Source organism: Streptomyces sp. NTH33 (assembly GCF_003236365.1).
Taxonomy (GTDB): Bacteria; Actinomycetota; Actinomycetes; order Streptomycetales; family Streptomycetaceae; genus Streptomyces.
In genome coordinates, this window is record NZ_POTZ01000168.1 from 1 (window position 1) to 13,103 (window position 13,103).

General features: G+C 71.4%; 13 protein-coding genes. 7 read left to right on the forward strand and 6 right to left on the reverse strand.

Annotated features, from left to right (window positions below; all coding sequences use genetic code 11):
- Positions 1-24 precede the first annotated feature (24 nt).
- From C1I97_RS40665 to C1I97_RS17655, 3 genes are all read right to left on the reverse strand, one after another.
- Complete coding sequence (locus C1I97_RS40665; protein WP_258382611.1) at positions 25-267, reverse strand: cellulose binding domain-containing protein; 243 nt, start codon at positions 265-267, stop codon at positions 25-27.
- Entirely contained in the window at positions 264-1,664 is a 1,401-nt protein-coding gene (locus tag C1I97_RS17650; RefSeq protein ID WP_258382612.1) for a glucuronyl esterase domain-containing protein, read from the reverse strand. Before C1I97_RS17650 ends, C1I97_RS40665 begins: the two co-directional genes overlap by 4 nt.
- A gap of 433 nt (positions 1,665-2,097) precedes the next feature.
- Positions 2,098-2,745, reverse strand: coding sequence for a LysE family translocator (locus C1I97_RS17655; RefSeq protein WP_111004182.1), 648 nt, complete (start codon positions 2,743-2,745; stop codon positions 2,098-2,100).
- A gap of 486 nt (positions 2,746-3,231) precedes the next feature.
- Here C1I97_RS17655 and C1I97_RS17660 point away from each other — a divergent pair, with 486 nt between their 5' ends.
- Positions 3,232-4,569, forward strand: coding sequence for an aminotransferase-like domain-containing protein (locus C1I97_RS17660; protein ID WP_111004183.1), 1,338 nt, complete (start codon positions 3,232-3,234; stop codon positions 4,567-4,569).
- Between the two features lie 339 nt (positions 4,570-4,908).
- Here C1I97_RS17660 and C1I97_RS17670 read toward each other — a convergent pair whose 3' ends face one another.
- A complete protein-coding gene (locus C1I97_RS17670; protein ID WP_111004184.1) occupies positions 4,909-5,649 on the reverse strand; it encodes a FadR/GntR family transcriptional regulator in 741 nt (246 codons plus the stop codon).
- A gap of 13 nt (positions 5,650-5,662) precedes the next feature.
- Between C1I97_RS17670 and C1I97_RS17675 the strand changes: the two genes are divergently transcribed.
- The 4 genes from C1I97_RS17675 (at position 5,663) to C1I97_RS17690 (ending at position 9,070) form a co-directional block, all read left to right on the forward strand.
- Complete coding sequence (locus C1I97_RS17675) at positions 5,663-6,919, forward strand: CynX/NimT family MFS transporter (protein ID WP_111004185.1); 1,257 nt, start codon at positions 5,663-5,665, stop codon at positions 6,917-6,919.
- A 38-nt stretch (positions 6,920-6,957) separates the two neighbouring features.
- On the forward strand, positions 6,958-7,491 hold the full coding sequence (locus C1I97_RS17680; protein ID WP_111004186.1) for a GNAT family N-acetyltransferase: 534 nt from the start codon (positions 6,958-6,960) through the stop codon (positions 7,489-7,491).
- 307 nt (positions 7,492-7,798) lie between these two features.
- Positions 7,799-8,221, forward strand: a complete 423-nt coding sequence (locus tag C1I97_RS17685) for a CBS domain-containing protein (protein ID WP_111004187.1) — start codon at positions 7,799-7,801, stop codon at positions 8,219-8,221.
- A 102-nt stretch (positions 8,222-8,323) separates the two neighbouring features.
- Complete coding sequence (locus C1I97_RS17690) at positions 8,324-9,070, forward strand: PP2C family protein-serine/threonine phosphatase (RefSeq protein WP_111004188.1); 747 nt, start codon at positions 8,324-8,326, stop codon at positions 9,068-9,070.
- 63 nt (positions 9,071-9,133) lie between these two features.
- Here C1I97_RS17690 and C1I97_RS17695 read toward each other — a convergent pair whose 3' ends face one another.
- Positions 9,134-9,778, reverse strand: coding sequence for a protein-L-isoaspartate(D-aspartate) O-methyltransferase (locus tag C1I97_RS17695; protein ID WP_111004189.1), 645 nt, complete (start codon positions 9,776-9,778; stop codon positions 9,134-9,136).
- A 301-nt stretch (positions 9,779-10,079) separates the two neighbouring features.
- On the opposite strand from C1I97_RS17695, the gene C1I97_RS17700 reads away from it, so the two are divergent.
- Both C1I97_RS17700 and C1I97_RS17705 read left to right on the forward strand, forming a co-directional pair.
- Entirely contained in the window at positions 10,080-10,517 is a 438-nt protein-coding gene (locus tag C1I97_RS17700; protein WP_111004190.1) for an archease, read from the forward strand.
- A gap of 53 nt (positions 10,518-10,570) precedes the next feature.
- Positions 10,571-11,998 (forward strand): RtcB family protein, encoded by a 1,428-nt coding sequence (locus C1I97_RS17705; RefSeq protein ID WP_111004191.1) that lies wholly within the window; start codon positions 10,571-10,573, stop codon positions 11,996-11,998.
- A 53-nt stretch (positions 11,999-12,051) separates the two neighbouring features.
- On the opposite strand, the gene C1I97_RS17710 is transcribed toward C1I97_RS17705, so the two are convergent.
- Complete coding sequence (locus C1I97_RS17710; protein ID WP_111004192.1) at positions 12,052-12,864, reverse strand: SAM-dependent methyltransferase; 813 nt, start codon at positions 12,862-12,864, stop codon at positions 12,052-12,054.
- Between the last annotated feature and the right edge of the window lie 239 nt (positions 12,865-13,103).

The window sequence follows — 13,103 nt, forward strand, 5'->3', positions numbered from 1 at the left end:
GGGATCAGGGGATGTGTACGGGAGTCAGGGGCTCTTGCAGGTGATGTTGCCGGGCGCGGTCGCGGAGCTGCCGGTGGCGGTGAAGCCGAAGGTGGCGGTGCCGTTGGCGGCGAGGGTGCCGTTGTACGGCGTGTTGCGCACCGTGACGGATCCGCTGGTCCCGGTGTTCACTCCGTCCCAGAGGCTGCTGATGGACTGGCCGGAGGCCAGGGTCATGCCGACGGTCCAGCCGTTGAGCGTGGTGGTGCCGTTGTTGCGGACCGTCACTTCGCCCTGGAAGCCGCCGGGCCAGCTGTTGACGTTGCGGTAGCCGGCGGTGCAGGTGCCGTTCGTGCCACCGCCGCCCGGGTCGCCCCCGGGTCACCGCCCGGGTCGCCTCCGGTGCCGCCCCCGCCGTCGGACAGGGCCGGTGTCTGCCAGTCCCTCCACGCGGACAGGTTGCCGGACTTGCCGGCGGCGATCCTGAACACGCCGGAGCCGCTGCCCGTGCCCAGCAGGAACTTCTGGATGTTCTGCTGCAACGGGGTCCTCCACTCGGACCTGACGGCACAGTGGGTCCCGTCCTGGACGTCGGACCAGTAGGTGATGTTGCTCCCCGCGCCGAGCGCCTTGTAGACCTCGGCTCCGCCCAGCGCCGCCACGCTCCCCGACCTGGCGGCCAGCCAGTCGATGTGGGGGTTCTCCATGACGAACAGTCCGCGCGGCGCGACCATGCCCACGATTTCATGGGTGTCCACCGGCAGGGTGTTCGGGTTGCCCGTGTAGGAGCCGAACGCGTCGCCCAGCCAGGGCTGCTCCGAGTAGGCACTGCTCAGCGGCTGGGCGCCGCTCTCCCCCGGAATCCCCCGGAGGACGGGAACGCCACCGCTGCCCGACTCGATCGGCATGGTCAGAGCGATGCGCTGATCGAAGGCGCCGGCCACGATGGCGCCCTTGCCGAACCGTGAGCATCCCGTGACGCCGGTCGCGCTCGCCTTGAGGATGTTGCCGCCCGACTGCTCGATGACGTCGATGATGCGGCTCACGCCCCAGGACCAGGCCATCAGCAGGCCTGTGCTGCTCGATGAGCCGTAGACGCTGTAGAAGGCCCCCTGCTTGTTGTTCCGCGCCGTGCCCTCACGTCCCACCGTGTAGGGGTCGTAGTTGATGACGGCGACGCCGGAGGCCTTGATGGTGGCCGTGTCCGCGCCGAGTCCGCCCAGGACGACGACGGCCGGGAAGGGACCGGAGCCACTCGGCAGACTCACGCTCGCCGAGAAGCTCGCGCTCCTGCCCTGGTCCGTCACGTTCACCGTGATGCCGGTCGACGAGACCGTCCCGGTGACACCGGCGGGCTTCGCGGGCTTCTGGCCGTAGACGGACCTCTGTGCCAGCTCTCTGATCTCCGCGCGCCGGCACCGCCAGTCGGACGTGGCGGAGATGCGCGTACCGTTCACCCTCTTGAAGGGATCGGGAAGCAAGGGGTTGGCCGGCGAAGAGCCCGGGGTGGGCACCGGGCAGCCGGCGCCGTCGTCCTCGACGGCGGCCTGCACCCTCGCGGCAGCGATGTGTCCGTCGGCGGCGCCCGCCTGCGCGGTGAGGGAAGGGGTGGTCAGGCTCGCGGCGGCCACCAGGGCCGCGGCTGCCCACGCCCGGGGCCGACATCGGTGGCGAGGGAAGCGCATGGGGGACCTCCGGAGGAAGACGCGCGGTGGGGAGGGGTGCCGCCGCGAGCACGGCGACCGGGCGGAAGCACGGGACTTCCGGTTCGAATGTTTCGCTGACCGCAGGGCACCAGGCCGGATTTGGGAGCGCTCCCAAGCGTAAGAATGGGATCCGCGCATGACAATGCCCGGGATCGAATCGCTTCGGAGTGGCCGTTCTGCCACTGCTACCGACACGCGCAAGGGCCGGCACATCCGGACAAGCAGACGGAATTCGACCACGTCAGCCCTTACCTGCGGCTTCACACGGCGGAAGTTCCGGACACTTTCGCGCACCTCATCGAAACTTTCGGAGCCACCTGAAGTCGGTTCGGAGGTCGCGGCATCGCAGAGTACGGGCTGTGGCCTGCTGGATCCGCCCGGGGACCACCGCCCGCACCGCGGCCGGCCGGGGTCAGCGCGGAGCGGTTGGCGTCGAGGTGTCGACGGCGAGCGAGACGGCCAGGGTGCCGAGCGCCGTTCCCATCAGGTAGCGCTGCACCTTCAGCCAGGAGGGGCGGCGGGCGAGGAAGCCGGAGACGGTCCCGGCCGCCAGCACGATGGCCAGGTTGACGGTGAGGGCCACCACGATCTGGACGGAGCCCAGCAGGATGCCCTGGAGCAGCACGTTGCTCGCCTCCGGGTCGACGAACTGCGGGATGAGCGAGAGATACATGATGGCGATCTTCGGGTTGAGGAGATTCGTCATCAGACCCATCGTGAACAGCCTGCGCGGGGATTCGGACGGGATCTCCTGAGGAGTGAAGACGGAGATGCCACCCGGCTTCAGCGCGTTCCAGGCGAGACAGCCGAGGTAGGCGGCGCCGGCCAGCTTCACAGCGACGTACAGCTCGGGCACCACGATGAAGACGACCGACAGGCCGAGGTTGGTGACCACCAGATAGACCAGGAAACCGACGGCGACACCCCCCAGGGACATGACGCCTGCTCGCCGTCCCTGGGCGATGCTCCGGGAGACGAGATAGATCATGTTCGGGCCGGGTGTGAGCACCATCCCCAGAGCCACCAGTGCGACGCCGACGACTCCACTTGCCTCAACCATGGCCGCCCGCTGCTTCCTTCTCGTTCTGCCGGTGGGCCGCCCCTGCGGTCGAGTCGTGCCTGCGGCCGCCGCGTAAGACCTCGACCGGGGTCTCGGCGGCCCGCCGGACGTCCTCGTCGCGGTGGCGCTGCGTGGTCCCGGGGCCGGTCAGCACTCGCTGCCGGCGCCCCCCGTGCCCCAGGAGCAGGTCCGAGGCCTTGTGCCGGCCGCAGGGTCGGAAGGTGAGGACACAACGGCTGCACCGGCGCAGCGGAGGGCGAGGTGGGCCGAGTGACGTGCGTGCCGTGATGTTCACCGTGGTGTGACCGCCTTCTCCGCGGAGTGTTCTCCGGCGCTGCTGAGTGCTCCCCCGAACCACGCGTGTCACGCTCGGAGCGAGGGCGAGTGTATTTTGGATCCACGATCGGTTCAATAAGAGGGGCAATCCATCATTGCACTCGATGCAATACGGCTCTTCGGATACGGTGTGCTCGGGAGGAGGGCATCGTGAAGAACTACCGGAGTGTCGCCGACGCGGTGGCCGAGGAGATCAGGGCGGGCCGACTCGGGGCGGGCGACCGGCTTCCGCCCCAGCGGGACTTCGCCCGGCAGCACGGCATCGCCGCCTCCACCGCCACCCGCGTCTACCGGGAACTCGCCCGCCGGGGCCTCACCGTAGGCGAAGTGGGCCGTGGCACCTTCGTGTGCGCCGCTCCCGGTGCTCCTGCCCACTCCCCGGCCGACCCCTCCGACGGCCGGGTGGATCTGGAGCTCAACTACCCGGTGGTACCCGAACAGGCCGAGCTGCTCGCCGCCGGACTGGGCCGGCTGCTGCGCCCCGATCTCCTGGAGGCCGCCCTGCGGCCGGCCGACCCGGTCGGCACGCCCGCCGCACGCGACGCCGCGGCCGGTCTGCTGACGCGCGGCGGCTGGCGCCCCGATCCGGCACGCGTGCTGTTCGCGGGAAGCGGTCGGCAGGCGATCTCGGCCGTCGTCGCCGCGCTGGCGCCGCCGGGCACGCGGCTGGGCGTCGAGGAGCTGACCTACCCGGTGCTGAAGGCCATCGCCGCCCGGCTCGGGGTCACTCTGGTGCCGCTGGCCATGGACGAGGCGGGGCTGGTCCCCGAGGCCGTCGAGGAGGCGCACCGCGCCGGTCCGCTGCACGCGGTCTACGTTCAGCCGGCCCTGCACAACCCGCTGTCGCTCACCATGCCCGAGGAGCGGCTGGACCGGCTGGCGCACGTGCTGACGGAGCTGGGGATCCACGCGATCGAGGACGGTGTCTGGTCCTTCCTCTGCGAGGGTCCGCCGCCGCTCGCGTCCCGCGCGCCCGGACGGACGGTCCTCGTGGACAGCCTGTCCAAACGGCTCTCCCCGGGACTCTCCCTCGGGATCGTGGTGGCTCCGGAGGCCGTCGCGAACGGCGTCTCGGTCTCCCTGCGTTCGGGAGGCTGGAACCCCATGCGTTTCGCGCTGGAGGCGATGTCCCAGTGGCAGGCGGACGGCAGCGTACCGGCGATCGTGCGGGCCAAGCGACGACAGGCCGGGCAGCGGCAGGAGCTCGCCCAGCGTCACCTCGGTGACTTCGTGACCCGGGGCGATCCCCGCTCGTACTATCGCTGGTGGGAACTGCCTCCTCCCTGGCGCGCCGACACCTTCGTCGCCGCCGCCGCACGGCACGGCATCGGGGTGACCCCGGCCGCGGCGTTCTCCGTCGGCCGCCATCGGGTGCCGAACGCCGTCCGCCTGGGCCTGGCCTCACCCAGTTCCAGCACTCTTTCCCGGGCTCTTGCCGTCCTGGCCGACCTCGCCCGGTCCGCTCCGGACGACCTCGCCACGGACTGAGCCCCTTCGGCGTTGCCTCTCGGGCAGGGGCTGCGCCAAGGCTTTGCCGCGGCTCTCGCCGTGCAGGCGTCCCCGCCCTCACGGTCAAGGTGAACGCGAAGTCGCCCGATGCCGATCCGGCGGTCTCCGGCATCGTCCGTCCCCACGACCTGGGGACAGGGCAGTTGCTCGCGCTGCCGGACTCCGCCTTTGCGACCGCCTGGTGGACCGGGCCGTCGGCGGCTTCGGCCACTGGCCTGCTCAGCTCGGCCGGAACACGCACTGGGGGAATCACCGGCACCGGGCCGACGCGGCCGACGCCCGTGGTCGACCACCTTCCCGCAACCGTCGTACCGTCGGTCAGGAGTCATCCCGCACGTCTGTGCGACCACTGCCGCCATGCGGGCGGGCATCATGCGGAAGCGCCGGGCCCGGCCACGGAACGCATCCCGCGGTGTAGGAACCGGCCTCGTACGCGGCCCGGTCGCCGTCGCGGGCACGGATCGCCTCCACGAGCCGTGCGTGGTCCTGGTACTGCTCGGGACGCAACGCGTCGCGGAAGTGGTCCAGCAGTGCCTCGCGGATCACCTCGCCGAGGTCCGCGTGCAGTTCGGCCAGCACCATGTTGTGGGACGCGGCCACCACGGCCAGGTGGAACGCGGCATCCGCGTTCACGAAGGCGAGCCGGTCGCCGGATGACCACGCCTGCTCCCGCTGGGCCAGCGCCGCGTCGAGCCGCTGCAGGTCGTCCGGGGTGCGCCGGCCGGCGGCCAGCCGCGCCGCCCGTGCTTCCAGGGCGCCGCGCACCTCGATCACGTCCTCGGCGGCGGCCTCGGCGAAGCGGCCGCGCATCACCCCGGCCAGCTCGCTGGTCGCCCGTACATAGGTGCCCGAGCCGTGCCGGATGTCCAGCAGCCCGGTGTGCGCGAGGGCCCGGACGGCCTCACGCACCGTGTTGCGCGCCACTCCGAGCTGCTCGACCAGCTCCGGCTCGCTGGGGATGCGTGTCCCCACAGACCACGCCCCAGACGTGATCTTCCTCCGCAGCCGGGCGATCACCTGGTCGGACAGCACTTCGCGACGGACGCGTTCCAGAGTCATCCCATGAGTCACCATGAGCGGCATGGCGAGCGGTGAACCGGCAAGTCGAGACAGCACACTCTCCGGCCAGGACACGCTCGTCGGGGTGTCGAAGGGGATGCGCCGGCTGACAGTGGCGGCCCTCGTCCTGGCCGCGCTGAACCTGCGACCGGCCGTGACCAGCCTCGGCCCGGTGCTCCAAGAGGTCCGCGACTCGCTCGCCATGAGCGGCACCGTCGCCGGGCTGCTGACGTCGATCCCGGCCGCCTGCTTCGCGGTGATCGGTTCGGCGGCACCACGGTTGGCCCGTCGCTACGGCCCGAGCGGCGCCATCGCGGTCGGCGGCCTGGTGCTGACGCTGGGGATCGCCCTGCGCCCGCTCGTCGCCGACACCGCCCTGTTCGTGTCGCTCAGCGCCTTCGCGCTCGCCGGAATCGCCATCACCAACGTGCTGCTGCCCGTGGTGGTCAAGCAACGCTTCCCGGATCGGGTCGGTGCGGTGACCGGGCTGTACTCCATGGCCCTGAACGCCGGCGCGTCCTCCGCCGCCGCCGTCACCGTACCGCTGACCGAGGCGTTCGGCGGCGACTGGCGGTACGGACTCGGGGCCTGGGCCGCGCTGGCCGCGACGGCCGTGCCGCCCTGGCTCGCCCTCGCCCGTCGCCGCGACCGGGCCGTCGGTCCCAGGGCGAGCGCGTCGGAGCAGAGGGCGACGGCAGGCCCCCGCATCTCTCGCGACCCGACCGCATGGGCACTCACCGCCTATTTCGGCCTCCAGGCCGGTTCCGCCTACATCATCATCGGCTGGCTGGCGCAGATCTTCCGGGACACGGGTCTGTCGGCCGGGACCGCCGGTCTGCTGTTCTCCGTGACCTCGCTGCTCGGCGTCCCCCTGTCCTTCGCGCTGTCCGCCGTGGCCGGACGGCTGCCCAACCAGAGCGGGATCGCGGCCGCCATCGGCGTGTGCGGTCTGGCCGGCTACGCCGGACTGTGGGGAGCGCCCACCACCGCCCCCTGGTTGTGGGCCGTGCTCCTCGGCGTCGCCAACTGCTCCTTCCCGCTGGCCCTGACGATGATCGGCATGCGAGGCAGGGACAGTTTCACCGTCGCCGGCCTGTCCGGGTTCGTGCAGGGCTTCGGATACCTGCTCTCGATCCCGGGGCCCATCGTCGTCGGTGCCCTCTACCAGTACTCCGGCGGCTGGCGGATGCCGCTGGTCTTCATGATGCTGCTGACGCTGGTTCAGATCGGAGCCGGTCTGCTGGCCGGTCTCGACCGTCGGATCGGCTGACACTGGCCAGGGTCCGGCACAGGGAGGATCATCATGGGATGACGGATCACTCAACTCCCGCATCGCCGACCGTGGAACGACTGGCGCGGTACACGAAAGCCGAGCAGAGCGAAATCCTCGGTGACGGCGCCGATCCCTTCGGTGTCGCGGAGGCTGGACTGACGTGGCTGCCCAAGGAGGACCATTTCGGCGTCAGGCGGGAGGGGCGCCTCGTGGCCCACGCGGGCCTGCTGAGGCTGCCCATGTCGATCGGGGGAGCCGGCACGGAGGTGGTGGGCGTCGGCGGAGTGGCCGTCGCTCCCGATCTGCGTGGGCTCGGACTCGCACGGCTGGTCGTGACGGCGGCTCTGGACCACGCGCGGACGCTGGGACCGCGGCACGGGCTTCTCTTCTGCCGCGCGCCCCTTGTCCCGTTGTACGAGCGACTCGGCTGGCGGGAGCTGGCACAGGACGTCCAGGTCGAACAACCCGAGGGATTCGTGGTCATGCCGTTGCGGACCATGTGGACGCCCCTGCACGACGGGGCCGACTGGCCCACCGGAGAGGTGCGCCTGTGGTCGTTCCCCATGTGAGCGGGTCGTCCGATCCGGCGGTCACTGGCCGAGCCGATTCGATTCCGGCGGGGAAACCGGCAGGGAAACCGGCGGGGAAGGACGACGTGCGGGCCCGGACCTCTCGTCGGACACTGGAGTCAGGGCGGTGGCCGCAGGCGTACTGGGCCAGGCTCCGTGTTCGGCGGGCGGACGATTGCCGCCCGGACACCCTGTTTCACCGTGATGAACGCGGACGAAGCCGTGACCCGCCCCCATGAGCGCGGCGGCCAAGGGCCGGGCCCGAGCCCGCACACAGCGGAGAGCCCACACAGTGGAGAGCCGAACGATGACAACTGCCAAAGACATCATGACCCCTGGAGCCCAGTGGATTCCCCTCACCGAGACGCTGGACCGCGCCGCGCAGATGATGAGGGACCACGAGGTGGGGGCGCTGCCGGTCAGCGACCCGAACCACGACGACCGGATGTGCGGCATCATCACGGACCGTGACATCGTGGTGAAGTGCGTCGCCTCAGGCCACGATCCCGCGCAGGTCACGTGCGGCGACCTGTGCGAGGGCACGCCGCGCTGGATCGACGCCGGCTCCGACGTCTCCGACGTCCTGCACGAGATGGAGGACCACCGGATCAAGCGCCTTCCGGTGATCGAGAACAAGCGCATGATCGGCATGATCAGCGAGGCGGACATCGCCCGTCACCTCACCGACGACCAGCTCGCCGAGTTCGTCCACCGCGTCTACGCAGGCTGATCCCGAAGGACCGCCGTACCCGAGTGGTGCTGCCGGGGCACCCGCCCTCAAGGCGGTCGGTCGGCGTCTCATCGGTCCGGGTGAGGAAGGCGGTGGCATCCGATGACGTACGCCGCCGTGAGTGCGCTGAGCCATCCGGGACTGATCCGCGACCGGAACGAGGACAGTCTGGTCGCCGGGCCGTGGACCCTGTGCTCCACCGTGACCGAGAACCCGCAGACGCTGGTGTTCCCGCTCGGTACGCCGCTCGTCGTCGCGGTCGCCGACGGGCTCGGTGGCCAGCCCGGCGGTGAGGTGGCCAGTGCCCTGGTCGTCCGCCGACTCGCCGCGACCGGGCCTCGTCTGACCGATGAGGACGAGGTCCGCACGGCGCTGCACGCCTGCAACCGCGAGGTGTACGCGGCCGCGGGCGCAGGCGGCGGCGCACTGGCCACGATGGGCACGACCGTCGCGGGCGCCGTCGTACTGCCCCGGTCGCTGCTGGTGTTCAACGTGGGCGACAGCCGGGTCTTCGGGGCGCCCCGGGACGGAGTGCTCCAGGTCAGCGTGGACGACAGCCCACCGCCGGAGCCGGGGCAGCGCACCACCTCCCTCGTGACCCAGGCCCTCGGCGGCACGCTGGGACATCGCGCCATCACCCCCCATGTGACGGCCGCTCCCCTCGCCCCCGGCGACAGGTACCTGATCTGCACCGACGGCTTGACCGACCCGCTGCCGAACGACGTCCTCGACGGCGTGCTGCGGGAGTACGACGACGGGCGGGCCGCCTTCGAACTGTGGAAGGCCGCCATCAAGGCCGGTGGACCCGACAACATCACGCTCGCCGTGGTGCGCATCGCGGACCCGTAGCCACCGCTCGGTCCGGGCGCCGCGCGCCGTCCGGAATGCCGGCGGTGCGACGGACCGCCGGGCTCACGAGGGGAAGCCGTACTGTCCTCGCAGACGGACGAAGTGAGCGGGCGTGACCACCCGCCGGCGCTCCAGCCCCGTCGCGGTGCGCAGGAAGGACACGACCTGCTCCCGGCCGCCCGGTCCGATGGGCTGTACGAGGCGGCCGCCCAGGCGCAGTTGCCCGGCCAGCGGGGCGGGGACCTCGGGGAACGCGGCGGACACGATGATCGCGTCGTACGGAGCGCGGTCCGGCACGCCGCCGCTGCCGTCCCCGACGCGCAGCTCGACGTTCCGAACGCCCTGACGGGCGAGGTTGCGCCGGGCCTGGTGCGCGATGTCCGGCCACATCTCGATGGTCACGACATCGGCGGCCGACCGGGCCAGCAGCGCGGTCTGGAAGCCGGTCCCGGTACCGATCTCGAGGACGTGCTCGTCCCCGCTCAGGTCAAGGCCCTCGATCATCATGGCCGACAGCGAGGGCTGCGTGGTCACCTGTCCGTGCCCGATCGGAACGGGCACGTCCTGGTAGGCGTGCGTTCGGTCGCCGGTGGGGACGAACGCCTCCCGGGGCGTCGCCCGTACGGCCCGGAGCAGGCGCTCGTCGCCGATGCCGGCCGCTCGAACGGCCCGTACGAGATCCTCGGGCGAAGAGGCGGCTTCCCTCATGTCCGCTGCCTTCCGTGCGATGACCGGAGAGTGAGCGTGCCACCACCTCCAGGACAACCTCCAGTACACCTTCGAGCCCACGGCTTCGCGCGCCGGAGGGCCGGAGAGCCGAGAAGGCCGTCGAGTGCTTCCGCCGAGTGCTTCCGTACCGTGCCGGTGCGAGATCGCCGGCCGGGCAGCCGGCGCTCATGCTGGAGAGGGAGGGAGTCCTCCGGCTCCTCGAGTCCACATCCGCGGAGGTGAGCCGCATGACTCCGCCCGTACGCCGCCTGCCACTGCCGGGACAAGGTGTCCGGGTGCCATGACCGATACCGGCCCCGGGCAGTCGCCGCGCGGTCATCGGAGTGTTCCGCACACCGGTGATCTGCGTGTCGAGGCGTGGGCGCCGACACGCGAGGAGTGCATCGCCGAGGCGGTGCGGGGCGTGGTCGGCAGCTTCGCCGAACTGCCCGCGGGTGCCTCCCGCGTCACCCGGGAGTGCGTGGTGCCGGCCGAGGACGACGGCCTGCTCCTGGCCGCCGTGCTCGATGAGGTCATCTACCGCATGGACACCGCGGACGAGCTCCCTGCGGACGTCGGGGTGACGCCGGAGCCGGGCGGGGCACGCGTGCGGTTCGGGATGGTCGACAGCTCGACGGCCACGCAGACCGGGGCCGTGCCCAAGGCCGTCGCGCTGCACGGACTGCGGCTGGCCCAGGACTCGCACGGGTGGGCCTGTCGAGTGACGCTGGACGTGTGATGCCAGTCCCGGCGCCCCGCGCCGGAACGGCTCGCCGAGGAGGCCGAACCGAAATGGACATCCGGCTGGTGGCGGAGGGACCCTGGCGGTTCCGCATCGAACGGACCGGCGCCATGCGCGTACCCGGGGTGGTCCTCGCTCCGCGGGAGCTGCTGCCGGACGAGCCCGGCGACGAGGCCCTTGCCCAGGTGGCCCACGTCGCCACCCTCCCGGGCATCGTCCGCGCCTCGTACGCCATGCCCGACATCCACTGGGGCTACGGCTTCCCGATCGGCGGCGTGGCCGCGACCGACGTCGGCCGCGGCGGAGTCGTCTCGCCGGGAGGGGTGGGCTTCGACATCTCCTGCGGCGTGCGCCTGCTCACCGCGCACACGGACCGCGCCGCCCTGCTGCGGAAGCTGCCCGTGCTGATGGACCGGCTGGACGGACTGATCCCGCGCGGGCTCGGGCGCGGCGGCCTGTGGCACCTGACCGGCCGGGCACAGCTGCACGAGATCCTGCGCGGCGGCGCCCGGTACGCGGTCGAGCAGGGCCACGGGGTGCCGCGCGACCTGGACCGGTGCGAGGACGGCGGAGCCGTCGGCGACGCCGATACCACCTGGATCAGCGAACGCGCGCTGGAGCGCGGCGCCGGGCAGGTCGGCAGCCTGGGGTCGGCCAACCACTTCCTGGAGGTCCAGGCGGTCGACGCGGTCTACGACGAGACGTGCGCGCGGGCGTTCGGCCTGCGCCCCGGCCTGGTGTGCGTCATGATCCACTGCGGGTCACGCGGGCTGGGCCACCAGATCTGCGCCGACCACGTGCGGGCCATGGACAGCGTGATGCGGCGGTACGGCATCGACGTACCCGACCCGCAGCTGGCATGCGCGCCCGTCGACTCGCCCGAGGGCCGCGCCTACCTGGGTGCGATGGCCGCGGCCGCGAACTTCGCCCGCGCCAACCGCCAGCTGCTGGCCGACGCCGCCCGCGGCGTCTTCCGCGAGACCACCGGCGCGGGCCTGGACCTGCTCTACGACGTCTCGCACAACCTCGCCAAACTGGAACGCCACACCGACGACGGCGCGGCCCGGCCACTGCTGTGCGTCCACCGCAAAGGCGCCACCCGGGCCCTGCCGCCGGGCCACCCCGACCTGCCGGACAGCCTGCGCCCCTTCGGCCAGCCGGTGTTCGTGCCCGGCACGATGGGCACCGCCTCGTACGTCATGACCGGCACCACCGGCAACCGCGCCTTCGACTCCTGCTGCCACGGCGCGGGCCGCGTCTGGAGCCGCCACCGCGCCCACCGCGAGATGCCGGCCCACCGGCTGCGCCAGGAGCTGGCCGGTACGGGGGTCGCGGTGCGCCCCGTCTCCTGGCGCAGCGTGACCGAGGAGGCGCCCGAGGCGTACAAGGACGTCGACGCCGTCGTCCGGGCGAGCGAACACAACGGCCTGGGCCGCCTCGTCGCCCGTCTGGTGCCGCTGGGCGTCCTCAAGGGCTGAAGCGGGCCAGGACCTCCCCGAGCCGGGGCGTGCTGCCCGTGGTCGTCCCAGGGTCAGCTCTTGCGGCCCACTCCGCCGAACATGGCGACCTCGGGCAGCTCGCCTTCGGTGGTGTCGGGACGCCAGTGGTTGCAGGAGACCACGCCAGGCGTCAGCACCTCCAGCCCGTCGAAGAACCGGGCGACGGAGCCGGGGGTGCGCTGGGTCAGTTTCGGGGTGCCGTGCTCGTTCCAGAAAGCCACCGCGGCGTCGACGTCGGACATGTCCGGCCGCGTGACGGTGTGCGACAGGACCAGGAAGCTGCCCTTCGGCAGGTGATCCATGTAACGCCGCACGATCCCGTACGCCTCCTGATCGTCCTCGATGAAGATGACGACGCCGAGGAGCATCAGTGCCACGGGCTCACTCAGGTCCAGGGTGCGCGCGGCCTGCTCCAGAAGGGAGTCGACATCGCGCAGATCCTCGTCGAGATAGTCGGTACGGCCCTCGGGACTGCTGTCGAGCAGGGCGGCGGCGTGGGCGAGGACGATCGGGTCGTTGTCGGCGTAGACGATGCGGGACTCGGGCGCGACACGCTGGGCGACCTGGTGCGTGTTGTCCGCGGTGGGCAGCCCGGTGCCGATGTCGAGGAACTGCCGTACGCCCTGCTCACCCGCGAGGTGCCGTACAGCCCGCCCCAGGAACCTCCGGTCCGCCCGGGCGTAGTCCCCGATCCCCGGGTGCAGCCGGCGGATCTGGTCTCCCACCTGCTGATCGACCTCGTAGTTGTCCTTGCCGCCCAGCCAGTAGTTCCAGATACGAGCCGTGTGCGGCTGATCCGTCCTGATTCTCTTGCTCAGCTCGCCGAAGGCAGCGCTCTCGGTCACGTGATGCCCTCCAGATCGGACCGTTGATCACTCAAGAGGCAATCTACTGGCGGGAGTTGGGAGGGACGACCGTTTCGGCCGCGGGTCTGTGGCGAACATGTTCGCCGTCGGTCTAGTGTCCTGAGTCTTTGATTCGTTCCATAAGTATGCTGGGGTCATGGCACGAATGGGACGGCCTACGGTCGATGTGGTTCTCACCGACGACGAACGCGAAACGCTGCAGCGCTGGGCGAGGCGCC